This is a genomic window from Pararhodospirillum photometricum DSM 122 (assembly GCF_000284415.1).
GTDB classification, from domain to species: Bacteria; Pseudomonadota; Alphaproteobacteria; order Rhodospirillales; family Rhodospirillaceae; genus Pararhodospirillum; species Pararhodospirillum photometricum.
Window position 1 is genome coordinate 280288 of record NC_017059.1, and the last position, 19818, is coordinate 300105.

Annotated in this window: 20 protein-coding genes and 2 pseudogenes; 10 read left to right on the forward strand and 12 right to left on the reverse strand. The window is 64.3% G+C overall.

Translation table 11 applies throughout. The features are described 5' to 3' along the window. Positions 1 to 84 precede the first annotated feature (84 nt). From RSPPHO_RS01195 to RSPPHO_RS01205, 3 genes are all read right to left on the reverse strand, one after another. Positions 85 to 657 (reverse strand): flagellar protein FlgN, encoded by a 573-nt coding sequence (locus RSPPHO_RS01195; RefSeq protein WP_157879036.1) that lies wholly within the window; start codon positions 655 to 657, stop codon positions 85 to 87. 436 nt (positions 658 to 1093) lie between these two features. Further along, complete coding sequence (locus tag RSPPHO_RS18565; protein ID WP_051013543.1) at positions 1094 to 1573, reverse strand: rod-binding protein; 480 nt, start codon at positions 1571 to 1573, stop codon at positions 1094 to 1096. Then, on the reverse strand, positions 1573 to 2889 hold the full coding sequence (locus tag RSPPHO_RS01205; RefSeq protein ID WP_014413461.1) for a flagellar basal body P-ring protein FlgI: 1317 nt from the start codon (positions 2887 to 2889) through the stop codon (positions 1573 to 1575). Before RSPPHO_RS01205 ends, RSPPHO_RS18565 begins: the two co-directional genes overlap by 1 nt. Before the next feature lie 273 nt (positions 2890 to 3162). Here RSPPHO_RS01205 and RSPPHO_RS01210 point away from each other — a divergent pair, with 273 nt between their 5' ends. Further along, positions 3163 to 3642: a flagellar assembly protein FliX gene (locus RSPPHO_RS01210; protein ID WP_014413462.1), complete on the forward strand. Its 480-nt coding sequence runs from the start codon at positions 3163 to 3165 to the stop codon at positions 3640 to 3642. A gap of 195 nt (positions 3643 to 3837) precedes the next feature. Further along, complete coding sequence (gene dksA / locus RSPPHO_RS01215) at positions 3838 to 4254, forward strand: RNA polymerase-binding protein DksA (protein WP_041793668.1); 417 nt, start codon at positions 3838 to 3840, stop codon at positions 4252 to 4254. A gap of 59 nt (positions 4255 to 4313) precedes the next feature. Here the strand turns inward: dksA and RSPPHO_RS01220 are convergent, their stop codons facing one another. The 5 genes from RSPPHO_RS01220 to flgF are packed head-to-tail and all read right to left on the reverse strand — an operon-like array spanning position 4314 to position 8161. Further along, on the reverse strand, positions 4314 to 4652 hold the full coding sequence (locus tag RSPPHO_RS01220; protein ID WP_014413464.1) for a flagellar biosynthesis regulator FlaF: 339 nt from the start codon (positions 4650 to 4652) through the stop codon (positions 4314 to 4316). A gap of 12 nt (positions 4653 to 4664) precedes the next feature. Beyond that, positions 4665 to 5432, reverse strand: coding sequence for a flagellar basal body L-ring protein FlgH (flgH, locus tag RSPPHO_RS01225; RefSeq protein WP_041793669.1), 768 nt, complete (start codon positions 5430 to 5432; stop codon positions 4665 to 4667). 24 nt (positions 5433 to 5456) lie between these two features. After that, positions 5457 to 6566: a flagellar basal body P-ring formation chaperone FlgA gene (gene flgA, locus RSPPHO_RS01230; protein ID WP_014413466.1), complete on the reverse strand. Its 1110-nt coding sequence runs from the start codon at positions 6564 to 6566 to the stop codon at positions 5457 to 5459. 31 nt (positions 6567 to 6597) lie between these two features. Beyond that, positions 6598 to 7383, reverse strand: a complete 786-nt coding sequence (gene flgG / locus RSPPHO_RS01235) for a flagellar basal-body rod protein FlgG (RefSeq protein ID WP_041793670.1) — start codon at positions 7381 to 7383, stop codon at positions 6598 to 6600. A 37-nt stretch (positions 7384 to 7420) separates the two neighbouring features. After that, positions 7421 to 8161 (reverse strand): flagellar basal-body rod protein FlgF, encoded by a 741-nt coding sequence (gene flgF, locus RSPPHO_RS01240; RefSeq protein WP_041793671.1) that lies wholly within the window; start codon positions 8159 to 8161, stop codon positions 7421 to 7423. Positions 8162 to 8441: 280 nt separating this feature from the next. On the opposite strand from flgF, the gene RSPPHO_RS01245 reads away from it, so the two are divergent. From RSPPHO_RS01245 to RSPPHO_RS01275, 7 genes are all read left to right on the forward strand, one after another. Continuing rightward, complete coding sequence (locus RSPPHO_RS01245) at positions 8442 to 9038, forward strand: flagellar basal body-associated FliL family protein (protein ID WP_041796261.1); 597 nt, start codon at positions 8442 to 8444, stop codon at positions 9036 to 9038. Positions 9039 to 9080: 42 nt separating this feature from the next. Further along, complete coding sequence (gene fliM, locus RSPPHO_RS01250; RefSeq protein WP_014413470.1) at positions 9081 to 10220, forward strand: flagellar motor switch protein FliM; 1140 nt, start codon at positions 9081 to 9083, stop codon at positions 10218 to 10220. A 3-nt stretch (positions 10221 to 10223) separates the two neighbouring features. Beyond that, complete coding sequence (locus RSPPHO_RS01255; protein WP_014413471.1) at positions 10224 to 10877, forward strand: DUF6468 domain-containing protein; 654 nt, start codon at positions 10224 to 10226, stop codon at positions 10875 to 10877. A gap of 49 nt (positions 10878 to 10926) precedes the next feature. After that, positions 10927 to 11679: a MotE family protein gene (locus tag RSPPHO_RS01260; protein WP_014413472.1), complete on the forward strand. Its 753-nt coding sequence runs from the start codon at positions 10927 to 10929 to the stop codon at positions 11677 to 11679. A 177-nt stretch (positions 11680 to 11856) separates the two neighbouring features. Further along, complete coding sequence (locus tag RSPPHO_RS01265) at positions 11857 to 12246, forward strand: response regulator (protein ID WP_014413474.1); 390 nt, start codon at positions 11857 to 11859, stop codon at positions 12244 to 12246. A 73-nt stretch (positions 12247 to 12319) separates the two neighbouring features. Then, positions 12320 to 12895 carry a protein phosphatase CheZ gene (locus tag RSPPHO_RS01270; protein ID WP_242390546.1) on the forward strand — a complete coding sequence of 192 codons (576 nt, stop codon included), beginning with the start codon at positions 12320 to 12322 and terminating at the stop codon, positions 12893 to 12895. A 180-nt stretch (positions 12896 to 13075) separates the two neighbouring features. After that, positions 13076 to 13591 carry a Crp/Fnr family transcriptional regulator gene (locus RSPPHO_RS01275; RefSeq protein ID WP_041793672.1) on the forward strand — a complete coding sequence of 172 codons (516 nt, stop codon included), beginning with the start codon at positions 13076 to 13078 and terminating at the stop codon, positions 13589 to 13591. 94 nt (positions 13592 to 13685) lie between these two features. Here the strand turns inward: RSPPHO_RS01275 and RSPPHO_RS21855 are convergent. The 4 genes and pseudogenes from RSPPHO_RS21855 to pdhA all read right to left on the reverse strand — a co-directional run. After that, positions 13686 to 13877 (reverse strand): annotated as a pseudogene (locus RSPPHO_RS21855) (IS5/IS1182 family transposase); the annotation flags it as partial. Positions 13878 to 13990: 113 nt separating this feature from the next. Further along, a pseudogene (locus tag RSPPHO_RS01280) lies at positions 13991 to 15229 on the reverse strand (2-oxo acid dehydrogenase subunit E2); the annotation flags it as partial. A gap of 102 nt (positions 15230 to 15331) precedes the next feature. Continuing rightward, complete coding sequence (locus RSPPHO_RS01285; protein ID WP_014413478.1) at positions 15332 to 16474, reverse strand: pyruvate dehydrogenase complex E1 component subunit beta; 1143 nt, start codon at positions 16472 to 16474, stop codon at positions 15332 to 15334. Then, complete coding sequence (pdhA, locus tag RSPPHO_RS01290) at positions 16410 to 17399, reverse strand: pyruvate dehydrogenase (acetyl-transferring) E1 component subunit alpha (RefSeq protein ID WP_014413479.1); 990 nt, start codon at positions 17397 to 17399, stop codon at positions 16410 to 16412. Before pdhA ends, RSPPHO_RS01285 begins: the two co-directional genes overlap by 65 nt. A 367-nt stretch (positions 17400 to 17766) precedes the next feature. Between pdhA and siaA the strand changes: the two genes are divergently transcribed. Beyond that, entirely contained in the window at positions 17767 to 19803 is a 2037-nt protein-coding gene (gene siaA / locus RSPPHO_RS01295; RefSeq protein WP_014413480.1) for a biofilm regulation protein phosphatase SiaA, read from the forward strand. Positions 19804 to 19818 lie beyond the last annotated feature (15 nt).

Sequence of the window (19818 nt, forward strand, 5' to 3'; positions counted from 1 at the left end):
AGGCGGGGGAGGCGCTCCTCCCCCGGCCCCTCATCCCTTGAGGGACAAAGAAGCAGAGATCTGGAGGCCTAGCTTCCCGGCGGGCTAAAGAAGCTCGTTGACCGAAACGGAGGTCTGGCGTCCCGAGGCCGCCGGACCATTCACCATACCCTCGGCCGAGTAGGCCGGGGCATTGTCGCGTTGCTGATCGCGTACCGCTTCCGCCACGCTCCGCAAGAGGTGGTTGCTGGCTTCAATGTTTGCCTTCAGGCGGCGGGCGTTTTCCCGGGCCAAGCCGTCTAGCGTTTCCCCCAGAGTGCGCAACACGCCGCGTTGCTCGTTATTCAACTCCAAAAGAACTCTGGGACTATTTTTGATGCCATCCATCAGCTCTTGATAGCGGCGCGTGCGCGCTATTTTGGTCTCGGTCAGGCTTTGGACTGTCGTAAAATCATGGTTCGCCAACGCCTTATTTTCCGTCACCAAAATCTCGACAAGCTGCTGCATGGCCGCGTGCAGGCCCAGCACCTTGGAATCGACCTGTCCAGGCAGGGCGGCGGCGGCTTGGCGCAGCACCGGGGCTTCGCCATCGTCCTCGGGCTTGCCCGGCCCTCCCGAGCGGGAAGGGCGCGGACGAGCCGGCGCTTCCGTCGCCGCGCCGCGCACCAGACGTCCCATGCGTCCCAACATGCCGCCAGGGGCTGGGTCCGCCGCAGCCGGGGGAGGGGGCGCCACCGGCGCGGAGCGGCCGGAGAACGAAGAGGCCCGTCCCGCCGGGGGAGGGGGCTCTGACGGCGCGGCAGGAGGGGTCGGGCCGGTCCCAGCGGACGCTTCCGCCGGGGGGGCGAGGGCGGTCCGACTGGCAAAGGGCGACGCCCGCCCCGTGGTCGGCGTCGTCGGCGGCGAGGGGGCCGCAGAAGGCGCCGGAGCCACCGGCCCGGGGGAGGAGGCCCGGGCGGCAAACGACGACGTCCGCCCTGTCGGCGCCGACGCCGCCGCCGTTCGTTCTGCCGCGGCAGGGGGGGCACTCACAGGGGGGTCAGCCTGGGGCCTTGCCCCCGCCCGGGCAAAAGGGGAAGCCCGGCGCGTGCCGCTTTCCTTGGACTCCATCGCCTCAAGCCTCCTGGTTTTTCAACATGACTTTCATCACGGCATCGGTGATGCCCAGACCGCCCTTGCGTTCGAGCATTTTGCCGTATTCATCGACAAGAAGGGAGCGCCAGACCGATTCAGCATGGCCTCCGCCAAACGGCGCCTCGGTGCCCAGGTTGGCGAACATGGGCTGCAACATTTGGCTGATGAAAAACGATTCGAAATTCTCAGCCGAGCGCCGGGCCGCCTCGACCCGGGCTTCCTCGCTCAAGGAAGAGGGCAAGCGCCCCGGGGTATACACCGCGCCCGCCCCACTCCCCGCCCCAGTCCCAGTCCCCGCCCCAGTCTCCGGCGTGGTGTCGCCGGCTCCTCCCAGCAGGGTCTCGAAGGACGATCCAGGGGTGTCAGAGGAACTGGCCTCGGTCTTCTGGCGGGCGAGGCGCTGGGTGATGCTCTTTTCCAGAGCGGCCATCTGGGGGCCAAACGTGCTTGGGGTGGTCATCACAGCACCTCGATTTCGGCCTGGAGCGCTCCCGAGGCCTTGATAGCCTGCAAGATGGAAATCATGTCCCGGGGCCCGACGCCCAGCGCGTTCAGATTGTTGACCAAGTCTTGCAAGCTCACCCCGCTGTTGACCACGGCCAGCTTGTTGTCTTTGCCCTCATCGACCTGAATGTCGGTGCGGGGGACCACAGCGGTTTGCCCGGCATCGCTGAACGGGGCGTTGGGCTGGGACACCTGCGGCGTTTCCGTGACCCGGATGGTCAGGCCGCCCTGGGCGATGGCCACCGTGTTAATGCGCACATTCTCGCCAATGACAATGGTGCCGGTGGATTCGTCGATCACCACCCGGGCCATCACGTCGGGATTGACTTGAAGCTGCTCAATATCGGTGAGCAGACCCACCACGTTGCCCTGGTAGCGTCCCATGACCTTGACCTGAACCGAGCCAGGATCGAGGGGGCGGGCGTATTCCGCACCCAGGTAGGCATTGATGGCCTGGGCAATGCGCCGGGCCGTCGTAAAGTCGGGGTTGCGCAGGGAAACCTTCACGGTTTCCATGTGGCTCATGTCGAAGGGCACTTCCTGCTCGACGATGGCCCCGTTGGGAATGCGGCCGCTGGTCGGCACCCCCTTGGTCACGCTTTGGGCTTGGCCCCGGGCCGAGAAGCCTCCGACCTGGACTTGGCCCTGGGCGACGGCATAGACCTCGCCATCGGCGCCGATCAGCGGCGTCACCAAAAGCGCGCCGCCCATCAGGCTCTCGGCATCGCCCAACGAACTGATGGTTACATCAACCCGGGTGCCTTGGCGGGCAAACGGCGGCAAGGTTCCGGTTACCATGACCGCCGCCACGTTTTCCGGGTCCAGGTCCCCTTCGCGGGTATTCACCCCCAGGCGCTCCAGCATGCCGATCAGGGATTCTTTGGTGAAGGTTGCGTTTTTGAGGTCGTCGCCGGTGCCTTTGAGGCCGACCACCAAGCCATAGCCCACCAAGATGTTTTCGCGCACCCCCTCGAAGTCGGCGATATCCTTGATGCGCGAGGCTGCCCCTGCGGGGGCCGACGCGCCCAGCAGCACCCCCAGAGCGGCGATTCCCGCCAGCACCAAGGTTCTCAGGGACGACGTCAGCGGGCGGGTCCGTTCCCGGGCGGGGACGGCCGGTGCGATGAAACGCACAGACTTCCGTTCGGGCAAGATCACCATGATCACTCTCCGTTGGCGTCGCGCTCTGTCGTGGCGGTCCTCCGAGGGCGCGATCACGGAGGGGCAGGGCCCATCAGGCCTCTCCCTTAATATATGCGAACTGCATGCCAAAAAAAACGTTACCGTGAGCCGTCAGGGAGGAAGGCGCGCGAAGAACGGCCGAGGAAGCGAGGTCTCGCCCAGCCCCTGGGGAAAGAGGCGGCAAGGAGACGGCTCGAAAGAGAGACGGCGATCCCGGCGGTCCCATGGGGGCCGGGCGACCACAGGTGCCTAGGCAAAGTCTGCCGAGACCGGGCAAGGGATTCAGTCTTCTCTTGAAGCCGATGGATCGCTACCATCGACTCGGTCGGTTCTGGTGTTTCTTCACCCCCCTCGGAGCGTGTCATGCGCATTGGTGACCTTCGCCCGGGCGAGAGCCTGCGGCTTCGCCGTACCGAAAAAGCCACCAAAACGGAAAAGGGCGGCTTCGGCCGGGCCCTGACCTCCGTCTTGAGCCCGGGGGAAGCCGCCTCGGTCGAGGCCTCCTCCCCCTTGGGCGGCGTCGAAGGCCTGCTCGCCTTGCAGGAAGTGGACGGCCTTGTCCTTGATCCCGAGGCCCAACGCCGCGCCTTGACCCAGTGGGGGCACGACATCCTGGAAAGTCTGGAGGCCCTGCATCTCGGCCTGTTGGGCGGCACGATTCCCCGCGAGGATCTCGAAACCCTGGCCGCCCTTGCCCGCACCGAGCGGATCTCGGGCGATGATCCGGCATTGGATGACCTGCTCGACCAGATCGAGCTGCGTGCCGAAGTCGAACTTGCTAAACTAAGCCAAGACGACGCCCCGGCCCCAGGATCGGATCCCAGGCCGCGCACGACGCGCTAAAAACCCATCCCAGCGCACTCCTTTGACCGGAAAAACCCGGGGCATCCGTGCTAACAGATTGGAAAACCTCAGACTTGACCATGCGAAGAGCCTTGCGGCCCGGGGCTCCAGCCCCTATATTCCGCCCGCGTCCGGCTTTTCTGGTCTCGCTTGGGCCGGGCGACTAATCATTGACCATAGCCTGGGGTGTCTGGGATGGCCGTTCCTCTTCCGCCGGACTATCATCCGACCGACGACGAGCCGTTCATGAATGACCGGCAACGCGCCTACTTTCGCGCGAAGCTGCTCGCGTGGAAGGAAGACTTGCTGCGCGAGTCCGAGGAAACCCTGGAAAGTCTGCAAGACGGCGGCATTCAGGAACCAGACATCGCTGACCGCGCGACCACAGAGACAAATAGAGCCTTGGAGTTGCGAACCCGCGACCGGGCCCGTAAACTCATCTCCAAGATTGATGCCGCCCTGGGGCGGCTCGACGACGGCAGCTACGGCTATTGTCTGGAAACGGGAGAGCCCATCGGGTTGCGCCGCCTGGAAGCCCGCCCCATTGCCACCTTGTCCCTGGAAGCCCAGGAACGTCACGAACGTCGCGAACGCACCCACCGTCAGGACTGAGGGAAGGACGCGGGGCCTTGTCGCTGGGGGGCCGCCTGGAGGCGGCCGCTCCAGTCCCCCTATCCCTGGGGCAGATCGCGCCCGTCGAGCAAGGCCTGCGAGACTTGCCGATTCGTCTCGATCAGGATCTCCAAGGCATCGGGCGCGATGCCTTCGCGCTTTTCGAACGTCTTTTGCGCCACAAAATGCCAGAGTTGGCTTAGATGGGCCCGCAGGCCGGTGGGCAAGACGGCACTTTCGTGTTCCATCAGGGTGCGAATCCGAACCCACAAGCTCAGGTTATGGTCAAGCGCGCCTTCAAGGTCGTCGCTTTCTTCACTGTCGGCCAGCCGTTGGGCGGCCGCCGCAAGGGCGTGCCCTTCTTCGGCCAAAAGCTCATGCCATCCCAGCGCCGCCACGATCCCCAGACCTCAGAACGGGAAAAGAATGTCGTAGATCTGCTGGCCATAGCGGGGCTCGACCATGTCGGACACCGTGCCCCGGCCGCCATAGGAAATCCGGGCCTCGGCAATCTGGTGCCAATAGATCGTGTTATCCGAGCGGATGTCTTCGGGGCGAATCACCCCCGTGACGTTGAGTTCGCGTAACTCGCCATTGACCCGAACCTCCTGCTTGCCCGTGAGGACCAGATTGCCATTAGGCAAAACCTGAGTAATCACCGCAGCAAGGCGCATGCGCACCGTTTCCGAGCGCGAGACCGCGCCCTTGCCTGAGTGGTCGGAGCCACTGCCAAAACTGGTCAGGTTGGCCGGGTCCACCGCGTTGGGAAACAGCTTGGAGAGCTTGCCTTCGTAGCCCAGGAAGTTGGTGAGGTCGGCGCTTTCCGAGTTGTCGCGGGTGCGGGAAATGTCGCTCGACAAGGTCGCCTGCTCGTCGGCGATGTCCACGATCACCGTCAGGATATCGCCCACCTCGCCGGCGCGCTGGTCCTTAAAAAACGCCCGCGAGCCCGGCCGCCACAAACTGTTAGGGCTCGGTTGCGCCATCACCGGGTTGGGCATGGGCATGCTGACCGGCTTGTAGTCCGCGCGCAGCGTCGGGTTATCCACGTCGGTCATCCGCGGGGAATCGCCGATCTCCGAAAGGCGCTTGATGGTGTTGCAGCCCGCGACGCCGGCCAAGGCGGCGGCAATCACGACGGCCCGCGCGACCGTGGGGAGGAGGGGGGCGCTGGACATGGAAGGGCGTCCTTTCAACGACGATCAACGGCTGGCGGTTTGCGGCCGGCTGCCGGAAGCGGGGGAGACCACCACCAGATCAGGCCCGGCCACGGTGGCCATCACGACCTGGTTTGAGGCCAAATTGGTCACACGGATGGCTTCGCCCTGGCTGCCCCCTTCCATGGTGCGGCCTCGGGCGGTAAGGACCATGCCGGGGACGCGTAGTTCCATGGTGACGAGGGCCCCTTTGCGCACGATCTGGGGGCGGGAGACATCGACGCGGCGTAACGGATGGCCTTCGCGCGGCGCGCCTTGCACCTCCATGCCAACGACATCCATCGGATCGGTCAAGACATCGGCGGGCAAGCCATCGGCCCGCACGCGCTGCATGACCACGTCCTCGGTGCGGATGCGCTCGCCCCGGCCAATCCGCCGAATGAGCACCGGCACTTCCCGGGTTTCCAGAAAGCGTCCGGCAATTTGAACGCGCTGGGCATCCGGCGCGCCGGCCGGCGCCTCCAAAACGGCGGTGAAGCGCCGGGTTTGGGGGTCATAGGTTTCTTCCAGCACCCGCAAGGTCGGCGGCTCGCCCGGGGGCACGGACAGCGAGGTGCGGGCGTTGGTGATCTCCATCGACATGCTGTCCGACGCCCCCAAATTGACCAGGACGGGGCGAAGGGCCTGTTCAATCAGATCCTGCGCGACGGTGACCCCGGGGCGGGTCACCACCGCCTGATCCAGCGGGCTGCGCGGCGTCCAGGCTACGCCATAGGTGCGCGCCGCCTGGGACAGCCATTGAGCGTCCAGGGTCGAGGAGCGGCCCGGGCGCGGCGCCCTAGCCACGGCCACGTCGGCCTTCTCCCCCACTCCGGTGAAAAGATCGCCCAGCGTGACAAACGGACCCTCCACATCGACCGCGCGGCGCAAGGCAATCGTCTCGGCCAACATGGGGATCATGGCATCGTCCGCCGGGGTGCCATAGGGCGAAGCGGTTCGCTCCTTGCCCTCCGGCGAGGGCGGCGCATGGACCGCCGCAGCCGGGGCCTCCGCAGCGAAAGACGGAAAAGCCACACCGCCCAGCGCGACAAGCAGCAGGCCGGCCTCCCAACGACGCCGGGAAGCCCCCACACGGCAGGACGTAAAGGGCAACATGGCCAGGGTCTCCTTTCGTGGGAGGACCAGCTTACTTCATCCGGCCCAGGGTAGACAGCATTTCATCGCAGGTGCTGATCACCTTGGAGTTCATTTCATAGGCCCGCTGGGCGCTGATGAGATCGGTGATTTCGGTCACGACATCGACGTTGGACGTCTCCAAGAAGCCCTGCAAGACGGTGCCGTGGCCGTTGGTGCCCGGATTGCCGGTGGTGGCGGCGCCCGAGGCCGCAGTTTCCTTGAACAGGTTATCGCCAATCGCCTCCAGGCCGGCTTCGTTGGCGAARATCGCGGTTTGAATCTGGCCGGCGGCCGTCATGGTCGTGGTGCCATCTTGCTTGTAGGAGACTTGGCCTTGGGCCGAGACGGAAATCTCCACGGCGTCGGCCGGAATGGCCGCCAAGCCCGACACCTTGTAGCCGTCGTGGGTGACGATTTCGCCGGTGGGAGAAAGCTGAAAGGAACCATCGCGGGTATAGCCGGTCTCGCCGGTGGGCAACTCGATCTGGAAGTAGCCATTGCCCTGAAGCGCCAGATCCAGCTCGTTTTGGGTGTTGGTCAGGCTGCCTTGCTCGGTAATCCGGTAAACAGCGGCGGTCTTCACACCCAGGCCCAGCTGAACGCCGGTGGGCACCACCGTGCCGGTATCGGAGGAGTCGGCCCCAACGCGGCGCATGTTTTGGTAGAGCAGGTCGTGGAATTCGGCGCGGCGGCGGGTATACGCCGTGGTGTTCATGTTGGCGATGTTATGGGAAATGACCTCGACGTTGGTCTGCTGGGCCAACATGCCGGTCGCGCCGATGTTCAGGGATCGCATGGCTTTTCTCTTCCTTCTTGCGCGTCGGGGAGACCCATCAGGCCTTGGCGCCGGACAAAACTTCGTAGGCGTTGGTCTGACGCTCGTTTTCCTGCTCCAGGAGGCGGGTCGTGGCGTCGTAGGCCCGCTGGACATCAATCATCTTCGTAAGTTCCAACATTGGGTTAACGTTGGAGCCTTCCACCATCCCCTGGCGAACATCGGGCCGCTCCACGGGGCGGGGGTCTTGGCCCGAGGGGTCGAACAACCCCCCCGCGACCCGCGTCATGGCCTGCTCGTTGTCGAAGGTGACCAGGCGAATTTTGCCGACCTGGCCGTTTTCGGTGGACACCGTGCCGTCGCGGGCAATGGTGATGGTGTTTTCCGTAGGGGCGACGATCAGCGGCTGGCCGTTGGCCATCAAGAGCGGCTGACCCTGGGGCGTCACCACCATCCCGTCCTTGTCCAAGGTGAACTGGCCGGTACGGGTGTAGAGCGGGCCGGAGCTGTCCTCGATTTCGAAATAACCGGGGCCATTGATGGCGATGTCGAGCGCGTTGTCGGTCTGGCGCAGGGGACCAGGCGTCATGTCGCGGAAGGACCCGAAATCCTGCGTATAGGCCAGCTTTTCTGGAAAACGGAATTCGCTATCGCGCGTTGCCATGAGATACTGGGAAAACAGGGTCTGTTCGCTTTGGAACCCATCGGTGTTCATGTTGGCCAAGTTGTTGGCCACCGTGTCCAGCTTTCGCCACAAGGCCATTTGACGCGAAAGCGCGATGTAGGACGTGTTTTCCATCGAAGCGTTTCCATCGTTCCCGAAAGGCGGGGAGGGGACCGATTTCAGTGTAGCACACAGTGTGCCACAGCGGAAATATACGTTCTTTTCAAACGAATGCCGCTTTCCGGGGGGAGCAGGACGGGCCGGGGCGGCAAAAGAGTCCAGGCAAGAGGGTGCCTGTCCCTCGCGGTGCTGGCAAGTTGTTTCATGACTTCTTAAGGAAGCTTCCTGTAGAGTATAATCGGGTTTGAAGGGCTCGGCGGGCGTCGGGTCAAGCCAGGAGGAGGGCCAGGGAGCCATGGCCGAAGACGATCTTGAAGAGGATATGGATGAAGGCGAAGGTAAGGGGTCTGGTGGCGGCAAGGGAGGCGGCAAGAAGAAACTTCTGCTCATCGTCTTGCTCCCCCTCTTGCTGGTGATCGGCGGCGTGGCCGGCGCCTACTTCGCCGGCTTGCTTGATCCCTTGCTGGGTGGTGGTGACAGCGCGAGCGCAGAAAGTCCCGAGGGGCACACCCCGGCCGCGGCGCCGGCCGAAGGAGCTCCAGGGGGCGCTGCGGGCGCCGGTCAGGCGTCGGCCTCCATGGCCGGCGGGCCCGTGTTCTTCGATCTTGACCAGATCGTGGTGGACCTCAACTCCTCGGGGCGCCGGCGGTCCTATCTTCAGATGCGCCTCAGTCTGCAACTGTCCCGGCGCGAGGACGTGCCGGTGATCGAGGCGATGATGCCGCGCATTCTGGATGACTTCGTGACCTTCTTGCGGGAGCTGCGTCTGGAGGATCTTCAGGGAACCGCTGGCATGTACCGGATCCAGGAGGAACTCCTGATCCGCGTCAATAATGCCGCCGCCCCGGCCCGGGTGCAGGATGTGCTCTTCAAGGAAATGCTGATTCAGTAAGGGGCCCGCCCCTCGCCCCGAAAGGCAAAGGAAGCCGACGCCATGGTGCCCGCGAGCGAAGAACCCAAAAAGGAAGTCACGCCCGAAGACGAACAGGCCATGATGGCGGAATGGGAAGCCATGATGGGCAAGGACGGCGACGCCGGCGCGGACGGGGCCTCCGAATGGGAGTCCATGCTGGCCCAGGAGGGCTCCGCCCAGCCCCGCATGCCCGGCGAGCCCACACGTGTGTTGAACCAGGAGGAAATCGACAGCCTTCTGGGCTTTCAGGAAAGCGACGATCGCGATAACGACAAATCGGGCATCCAGGCCATCATTTCCACGGCCCTGGTGTCTTACGAACGCCTCCCCATGCTGGAGGTGGTGTTCGACCGGCTCGTGCGCATGATGTCCACCTCCTTGCGTAACTTCACCAGCGACAACGTCGAGGTTTCGCTGGACAACATCCAGTCCTACCGGTTCGGAGACTACCTGAATTCCATTCCCCTGCCAGCCATGCTCTCGGTGTTCAAGGCCGAGGAGTGGGACAACTATGGTCTGCTGACCATTGACTCCTCCATGATTTATTCCATTGTGGACGTGTTGCTGGGCGGGCGGCGTGGCACAGCCGCCATGCGTATTGAAGGGCGGCCCTACACTACCATCGAGCGCAATCTCGTGGAGCGGCTGGTCCACGTGGTGCTGGCCGATCTTTCAGCGGCCTTCGATCCGCTGTCGCCCGTAACCTTCCGCTTCGATCGGCTGGAAACCAACCCCCGGTTTGCCACCATCTCGCGTCCTTCCAATGCCGCCATCGTCGCCAAACTTCGCATCGACATGGAAGATCGCGGCGGGCGTCTTGACATGCTGATTCCCTACGCCACCTTGGAACCAGTGCGCGAGCTGCTGCTCCAGATGTTCATGGGTGAAAAGTTTGGCCGTGACAGCATCTGGGAAACTCACTTGGCCGAGGAAATGTGGTCCACTGAGGTGGAAATGGAAGCGATCCTCGACGAGATCAATATGCCTCTCAACCGCATCTTGAATCTCAGGGTCGGGTCGCAGATCATGTTCAATGCGACGCCCGATTCCACGGTTCAATTGCGGTGTGGCGATGTGCCCATGTTTGACGGCAAGATGGGGCGCAAAGGCCAGAACATCGCGATCCGTGTCGATAACAAACATCAGCGAGCCAAGTCGTGAGCCATGACACTCCAGCTTTTCCTTGATGCCGTCATCACCGTTCTGCTCGCGGTGTTCATCGGCTATGCCATTTTGCTCTCGCGACAGCTAAAGGATCTCCGGCGCAATCGCGACGAAATGGCCCGCATCATCACCACGTTCAACGAAGCGACCGCCCGGGCGGAGGCTGGGATCCCCCGTCTGCGCAAAACGGCCGAGGAGGCGGGGCGTACCTTGGAGGAGAGCGTGGCCAAAGCCCGTGCCCTGCGTGACGATCTGGCCTATATGGTTGAGCGGGCTGACGGCATGGCGGCGCGCCTTGAATCTTCGGTGCGCTCGGCGCGGGGTGGCGAGGGCAAGGCCCCCGCTTCGGCTGCGTCGCTTTCGACGCCGCGCCCCGAGCCGCGGCTCGATGCCCGAAACGATCTCCGCCCCGAGCCGCGATCTGACCTTCGGGCTACAGATCGACTTGACCTTTTGGCTGGGGGGGAGCATGACGATCGTCTAGCTCAGGCGCGGCCGCGGGTGCGGCCTGTGCGCCCCGATCCCCGTCTTCAGGCCTTGGCCGGTGGACCCGATGGGGCAGGCCACGAGGAGGGGCCCGAGAGTGGGCTTGGGGAGGATGAGCGCTCCGAAGCCGAGCGCGAGCTTCTGCGCGCCTTGAGAGCGGTGCGCTGAGGATCCGTGAGACACCGCCTGTCGAAGGGGGTGGAAAAGGAGGTCTGCCATGCGTGCGATGCCCAGGGTTCGTCTGCTCCCCATTTTGATTTTCCTTGCCGTGCTGATGCTTTCGGTGCGGCTGGGGGCCGTGTGGGATGGCGTCGAACGTCTGCGCACGGTCGAGGTTGGCCAGTCGAGCGCTCTGGCTCAGGCGGCAACGACGCCGGCCGCCACGCCGGCCACGCCTGCGCCGTCTGCGGCACCGTCTTCTGCGGCGCCGTCGGCTCCGGCCGCGTCGGGTTCCTCAGCCCCGGCGATGCAAACGGCAGCCGTTCCGCCGGCCAGCCCCCAGGACCACCCGGTCCTCTCGGCTCGGGATAATCCATCGGCCTTTACCCAGTCCGAGATCGATCTCTTGCAGCGCTTGTCAGAACGGCGCGCGCAGCTGGAAGGCCAGGCTCATGAACTCGATCAGCGCGAGGCCATGCTGCGGGCTGCCGAGGGTCGTATCGATCGTAAGATCGCCGAAATGAAATCCCTGGAGTCGTCCATTCAGACGCTCTTGCGCGAGAAGGACGCCCAGGAGCAAGCCCGCATCGACATGCTGGTCAATATCTACAAAACCATGAAGCCAAAAGACGCGGCGGCCATTTTTGATAATATGGATCTCCCGTTGATCGTCGATATCTTCATGCTGATGAAGGAACGTAGTTCCGCCTCCATCCTTGCCGCCATGAATCCTGCCAAGGCACGGGAAGTGACCTCGGAACTGGCGCGCAAGCGCATGCCGCAGGAAGGCCTTGCGCCGTCGCAAGGATAAGAAGAAGGGCTCGCCGGGTGAAAGTCCTTTCCACTCCCTGTGTCTGGCTCTATTATTTGGGCTACCTAGGGAGGGGCGATCCCGGCGCCCAGACCACAGGACTTCCGTCGAGAGGGATCCTTATCCCCCCTCTCCAGTTTCTAAAGGTGCCCGGAAACCGAACGTTAGGGGTGACGCATGGCCGTTGACATGAATATGAAGATCCTGATCGTCGATGACTATAAGACGATGCTGCGCATTATTCGTAATCTCCTGCGCCAGCTCGGCTTCAATAACATCGACGAGGCCATGGACGGGAGCGCCGCGTTGCAGATGCTGCGCGCCAATGGCGACTACGGACTCGTCATCTCGGACTGGAACATGGAACCCATGACCGGGCTCCAGTTGTTGCGAGAAGTACGGGCCGATGCCAAGCTCAAGGCCTTGCCATTTATCATGGTCACCGCCGAGTCCAAGTCGGAGAACGTGATCGCCGCCAAGGAAGCCGGTGTGTCTAACTACATCGTGAAGCCGTTCAACGCCGAGACCTTGAAAGCAAAAATGCAAAGCGTGATCGGCGAGTTCTGACCTGCGGTCCGACCCCATGGGTCGGATCATTTTTACGATGCCGCTCGTGGCGTCACGAGCCGGAGAAACAGGCATGACATCCACGACATCAATGGGGGCGCCGCCCCTGTTGGGCGGTTTGCGTCTTGTCGATGAAATCCGCGCGCTGGCCGATTACATCGACACCGCCCGGCGCGATCTGGTGGCCTTGCGGCCCCAGGATATCCAGGAGCGGTTTATTCCTACCGCCGCCGACGAACTCGACGCCATCGTTCAGGCGACCGAGTCCGCCACCGAAGACATCATGGACGCCGTCGAGAGCCTGGAGGAGGTGACGGGCCGCTTGGATCCCGAGGACGCCGACGCCTTGCGCGCCGCTACCACCCGGATCTATGAGGCCTGCGCTTTCCAGGATATCACAGGGCAGCGGATCACCAAGGTGGTCCGGACACTCAAGGCCATTGAGGAACGGGTGTCAGCCATGCTGACGGCCTTTTCCGTCGATCCCTTGCAGATGGCGGCGGCGCCTCCCGTGGCGGTGGATTCGGGGGAGGCCGGGGTGGCGGCTATCGGCGATCGCCCTGAAGACATGGCCCTTCTGAATGGACCCCAGCGGGAAGGGGCCGCTATGGGGCAAGACGATATCGACGCTTTGTTGAACGGGTCTTAAGAGGCGGCCGCCTCGGCGCTCTCAGGGAAAGAGCGGTACCGTTTTTCGCGACAAGTTTCCCGCATTCCCCGGGGCTGGTGTCTGGGCCTTCGGGGGGCGAGGTCGCCCCTGGGAGGACGCCAGAGTCGGTTGGTCAATCGCGAGAACGGCTCGCTCCAGAGCTTGTCAGGGACCAGCGCCATGGATGTCGAGTTGATCGAAATTCAGGATTTTCTGGCCCGCTTTCCTCCGTTTGACCTCCTTCCCGCCGACGTGACCGCCGACCTAGCCCGCAGTATCGAGATTCGATATGCCCGCAAGGGAACGGTGTTGCTTGCCCCCGGGGATCAGGCACGCTTTCTGTGTTTAGTCCGTGCCGGCGCGGTGGAGACCCGCGATGCTGAGGGCGAGCTTCTTGCCCGGCTGGGCGAGGGCGAGTGCTTTGGCGTGCGCTCCTTGTTGCGGGGCGGTACGGCCTATCTGCACACGACGGCCCTGGAGGATACTCTTCTCTATCAACTGCCGGCCGTGAGCTTCGAGGCGTTGCGCCGGAGCCACCGGCATGTCGAGTACTATTTTGGCGCGCAGGCCGGAGGGAGCCTCGCCCAGGCCCAGGAAATTGGCCGGGTTGAGGGGGATGTCTTGGGTGTGCCCGTGGCAACCTTGCTGGGGCGACCGGACACCTCGAAGAACCGAGTTTTTGGACGGTTTGGATAGGAAAACGGGGCGCCCGAGCTGAGACTGGGGGCTATTTCGGTCTGAATTCCGTGGTATTTGGGCCGTTACGGCCCCCTCTTCGGCCTTTCGGCCGTCATGCGGGCGCAGTTCTCCCGTCCCACCAGACTAGGCGGCGCATGTTGTAGACGAGATTGGCCATGCCGATCTTGGTTTTGGCCCTGGCGATGCCGATGGTGCGGACGAAGAGGGCCATCGGCCCTTTCTGGCACGCGAAGACATGCTCGACGGCCGAGCGCACCTTGGAGCGGGCGGCGTTGGCCTTAGCGTGGGCCTGTGACAGTGGTTTGCCCGGTGCCCGGCGAAAATGGACCTTCGAGCGCAGGCCCCGTTTCGCCATGAACTCCTCGTTCTTGCGCGAGCGATAGGCGGTATCTGCTCAGGCGTTTCAATCAGCGCCCGAAACGCCCGCAAAAACTCCGCCCCCACCGCCCCATCAACAGCGCGATGATCAACCGACAAGGTGCAACTCATCACGGTGGCCACCGCCAACGCCCCGTCCTTGACCACCGGCCGCGCCTCGGCCGCCCCTACCGCCAGCAAGCAGGCCTGGGGCGGGTTGATAATGGCCGCGAAGTGGCTGATGCCGTACATCCCCAAGTTGGAAATCGAAAAACCACCGCCCTGATACTCCTCGGGCCGCAACTGCCCCTCGCGGGCGCGGGCGGCGAAATCGCGCATCTCGGCGGCGATGGTGGAGAGCCCCTTGTGGTCGGCGTGGCGAACCACCGGCGTAATCAGGCCGCCCGGGGTGGCGACCGCAACGGCGATGTCCACGTCCTGCCAAAACAAGATGGCGTCCTCGCGCCAACTGGCATTGGCGGCCGGCACCCGGCGCAGGGCCTGGGCCACCGCCTTGATGATCATGTCGTTGACCGAGATCTTGCCGTCTAGGCCCAGCGCCCCGGCCTGGGCGTTGAGCCGCTGGCGCAGGCCCAGCAGCGCATCAACCTCGCAGTCCACCGTCAGGTAGAAATGGGGCACGGTCTGCTTGGACTCGGTCAGGCGCCGAGCGATGACCCGGCGCATGGTGGTGTGGGGCTCGGCCCGATGCGGCGGCAAAGGGCCCCCAGCGGCCGCAGCCGGCAGCGGCGCCGCGGCCGCTGGCATGACCGGCGGCAGCAGCGAGACCACCGGCTCGGCCGGTCGCGGGGCGGCCAGGGCGTGTTCTACGTCGCGGCGGATGATCCGGCCATGGGGACCGCTCCCCGTCACCGCGCGCAGATCCAAATGAGACTCGGCCGCAAGGCGCCGGGCCAAGGGGCTGGCCACAATCCGCCCGCTTGGCGGCGGGGGCGGCGGCTCCTCCAAGACCTTGGGAGGCGGTGCGGGGCTGGCGGGCGGGGCGGCCTCGCGATCCAGAACGGCCGGATCCTCGCCCTCCTCTAACAACCAAGCGATGGTCTGGTTGACCGCAATGCCCGGGGTGCCGGCCGGCACCAGGATGCGGGCCAGAACGCCCTCATCCACCGCCTCGACCTCCATGGTGGCCTTGTCGGTTTCGATTTCCAGCAAGACATCGCCGCTTGCCACGCGGTCGCCCTCTTGCTTGAGCCAGCGGGCCAGGGTGCCTTCCGTCATGGTGGGCGACAAGGCAGGCATGAGGATCGGCACAGGCATCGGGTCTACTCCCCCTTCCGACGAACCAGCTTCCGGGACGGAACACCTCCCGCCCCCTTTCTGAGGGGTCTGGGGAGGCCCGCCTCCCCCAACCTTCCTCTCCTAAAACGGCCCTTCCGGCCGCCCCGCCGACGCCGGACAAATGGCCCGCACCGCCGCTAGGATTTTCTCCGGGGTCGGCAAAGCCAGCCGCTCCAAGTTGGCGGCATAGGGCATGGGCACATCCTCGCCAGTGACCCGCACCACCGGGGCATCGAGCCAGTCAAACGCCTGCTCCATCAAGACGGCAGCAATCTCGGCGCCAACACCAGCATACGGCCAGCCCTCTTCCACACTGATACAGCGATTGGTCTTACGCACCGAAGCCACAAGGGTGGCGGTATCCAGGGGCCGCAAGGTGCGCAGATTGATCACCTCGACCGAGATCCCGGCCTCGGCCGCTAGCCGCGCCGCCTCCAGCGCCAGCCCGACCATGCGCGAAAAGGCAACCACGGTCACATCCGTACCGGCCCGCTCGACGTGAGCCTGCCCCAAGGGCAACACCAAATCGGGATCCTCCGGCAGATCGAACTCCTGCCCATAGAGGATCTCGTTTTCCAGGAAGACGACGGGGTTAGGATCGCGGATGGCCGCCTTGAGGAGCCCCTTGGCATCGGTGGCATTCCAGGGCGCCACCACCTTGAGGCCGGGGCAGTGGGCATACCACGAGGCGAAGCACTGGCTATGCTGGGCCGCCACCCGCGCCGCCGCCCCGTTGGGCCCGCGAAACACGATGGGACAGCCCAACTGGCCGCCCGACATGTAGAGGGTCTTGGCGGCCGAGTTGATGATCTGGTCGATGGCCTGCATGGAAAAATTGAAGGTCATGAACTCGACCACCGGCCGCAGCCCGGCAAACGCAGCGCCTACCGCAAGGCCGGTAAAGCCCATCTCGGTGATCGGGGTGTCGATGACCCGCTTGGGGCCAAAGGCATCAAGAAGGCCCTGGCTGACCTTATAGGCGCCTTGGTACTGGCCGACCTCCTCGCCCAGCAAAAAAACCGACTCGTCGCGGCGCATTTCCTCGGCCAAGGCATCGCGCAGGGCCTCGCGCACACTCTGGCGCGTCAACGCCCCCCGGGAGCCGGACGGCGACGGGGCGTGAAGGGAGGGAGGGGTCATGATGGGGGACACTCCAGGATCAGGCCTCGACCAGCACGTCGGTATACAGCTCGGCCGGGTCGGGTTCGGGGCTGGACTGGGCAAAGGCGGCGGCCTCGCCCACCACGGCCTTGACGACGCGGTCCATCTCCTTCAGCCCCGCCTCGTCGATCAGCCCCTCGGCCAGCAGGCGGGCGCGCAGGGCATCGAGCGGGTCATGTTCGCTGCGCACCTTCTCGACCTCTTCCTTGCTGCGGTATTTGGCCGGATCGGACATGGAGTGGCCGCGATAGCGGTAGGTTTTCATTTCCAGCAACACGGGCCCCTCGCCAGCCCGGGCGCGCGCCACCGCCTCGGCCGCGCCGTCGCGCACCGCCAGGACATCCATGCCGTCCAGGGACAGGCCGGGAATGCCAAAGGACTCGCCGCGCCGCGCCAGATCACGCATGGCGCTGGCCCGCTCCACCGAGGTTCCCATGCCATAGCGATTGTTTTCAATCACATAGACCACGGGCAGCGCCCACAGGGCCGCCATGTTGAAGCTCTCGTACACCTGCCCCTGGTTGGCCGCGCCATCGCCCAGATAGCAAAAACACACGCCGCCATCGCTCCGGTATTTGTGGGCAAAGGCCAGCCCGGTTCCCAACGGCACTTGCGCGGCCACGATGCCATGCCCGCCATAAAAGCCGCGCGGCTTGCTGAACATGTGCATGGAGCCGCCTTTGCCGCGCGAATAACCGCCGGCGCGGCCGGTCAACTCGGCCATCACCCCGGCCGGATCCATGCCGGTGGCCAGCATGTGCCCATGATCGCGATAGCTGGTCAGCACCGAATCCCCCGGCCGGGCCAGCGACTGCAAGCCAACCACCACGGCTTCCTGGCCGATATAGAGATGGCAAAAACCGCCGATCAGGCCCATGCCATAGAGCTGACCCGCCTTCTCCTCGAAGCGGCGGATGAGGAGCATGTCGCGATAGAGGGCCGTGAGGTCCACGCTTGGTTCGGATCCTTGGGGGACGCTCTCGGCCATGGTGTCTCACTCCTTCGTCGAATGGCGCCCAGAGGGCTGTGCCTTTTGGAAGGTAGGACACCGCTTGTCAGGATCAAGAGAAAGTTTTGGCTAATTGCCTGTCCCGCAACGCACAAAAGCGTCCCCTTGCCCCCACCTCGCAGATAGAACTCTTCTCTAGAATTATTTTTTACTCTTCCCCCAATGCGCCAATCCCCCCCCTCAAACCCCGGACCCGTCCGCAGGACGCAAGAGACCAAGGGGTCTGGGGGGCCTGCGCCTTCCCTCCCTCTCCTTTCCCCCCGAAGCCCGGATGGTTTTGCCCATTGAACAGGCCCTCACAGCACACTAGCCTAGACGCTGTCCTCGGCCGCACGGAGCCCCCGCCATGACCGAGCCCGCCGCCACTGTTCTCTCTGCCCCCGGCCTACGGCGTTGGGGGCTGCGGGCCAAAACCATTGCCCTGGTTCTTGGGGCCACCGGTCTTTGCGGCGTCTTCGCCCTCGTGGTCAGCCACTTTGTCATCCAGGACATCCGCACCGACCTCGGGGTGGCCCTGGCGAGAGAAAATGCGTTTTTGACGCAGCAACGCGCCCAAGCCACCGTTGGCCTGGAACTGGCCTTGTCGCGCCGGCTGGCCGAGAGTTTGGTGCTGCGGGCTTGGTTGAGCGACGAGGAAAACCCCGACCATCGCGCCCGTTTTTTCGAGGAAGGCGAGAACTTCCGCCGGGCCTTCGCCTCCAAAAGCTACTTTGTGGCTTCGGAGACGAGCCGGCGCTTTTACTATAGCGATCCCGACCACGCGCCGACGCCCGCCATCGGCTATACCCTGCAGCGGGAGGCGCCGACCAACGCGTGGTATTTTGCGACCCTGGCCCAGCCCGATGGCCTGTGGATCAACGTTGATCACGACAAAACTTTCGACGTAACCAATGTCTGGATCAATGTGATGGTACGCGATGCCCAGGGCCGGCCCCTGGGGGTGGTGGGCACGGGAATCAGCCTGGGCCGGTTTGTCGAGCAGGTCCTGGGGACCTCGCACCTAAGCGTCACCACCATGATTGTGGACACCCAAGGGGCCGTGGTGGCTCACCCCGACCCCAGCCGCATGGAGTTCGACCTCGCGGGCAAGGCTCGGGCCGAGAAAACTGTGTTTTCCCTGTTTGCTTCGTCTCAAGATCGCGAGCAACTCAAGGCCCTGATGACCGCCGCCCATGCCAAGCCGGACAGCGTGTTCACGGCGGTGCTGGGCGGAGAGACGCTCTCGCGCATGGTGGCGGTGGCGGCGGTGCCCTCCTTGGACTGGCTCATCCTGGCGTCGGTGGATCCTCAGCACCGCCCGGTTCTGACCCCACGCCGCTTGCTGATTATCGGATCCCTGGCGGGGGTTTTGCTTTTGTCCCTGGCGTTGGCCACGGGCCTGGGCTTCGACCGACTGGTGCTGCGGCCCCTGGCCGACCTCAGCCGTTCCTTACGTCGGGTGGGCACGGGCGAGTATGACCTTCCGCCCCTGTCGTCCCGCCAAGACGAATTGGGGGAACTGACCCGAGCCTTTGACGGGATGGCGCGGCAGGTCCGGGCCCACTCCGACCACCTGGAGCACTTGGTCAGCGAGCGCACCCATGAACTGATGGCAGTCCATGCCCGTCTGAGCGATACGCATCGCCTGCTCACCGACAGCGTGCGCTACGCCAGCTTGATTCAACGGGCGATCTTGCCCGATCGCCTGCTCGAAGAAAACTGCCCCGGCTCTTACTTTGTCTTGTGGCGACCACGGGATGTGGTGGGCGGCGATTTTTACGTCTATCGCGCCAACCAGCGAGGCTGTCTGTTCGGCGTCGTGGATTGTGCGGGGCACGGGGTTCCCGGGGCGTGCATGACCATGATTGCCCATGCGGCTTTGGAAGTGGCCCTGCGTGACGGCCCCCCGGACGATCCCGCCGGACTGCTCGCGCGTACCGACGCGGTGGCGCGCTCCATGCTCCCCGCCAGCGAACGCGACGCCCGGGTGGCGACCAGCATCGACATGGGTCTGGTCTTCGTGGCGCTGGACACGCAAACCCTGACCTTTGCCGGGGCCCACCTGTCCTTGTTGTGGAGCCATGGGGGAGAAAGTGGAGAAATCCCGGGCGACCGCCGGGGCCTCAACGACCGCAAGCCGGGCCACTATACCAACACGACCTTACCGCTGGTCCACGGACGCACCTACTATCTGGTGACCGATGGCCTGCTGGACCAAGCGGGCGGTGCGCACGGGTTCGGGTTTGGCCCGAGCCGCTTTCGCGCGTGGATGAACACCCATGCCGACTTGGCGCTTGACCTCCAAAAAGCGAGCCTGGAACAAACCCTGGATGCCTATCGCGGCGACCAGGGACAACGTGACGATATCACCGTTTTGGCGTTTCGCTTTGAGTCGAGCGCCTGACGGTTTTCCCAGGAG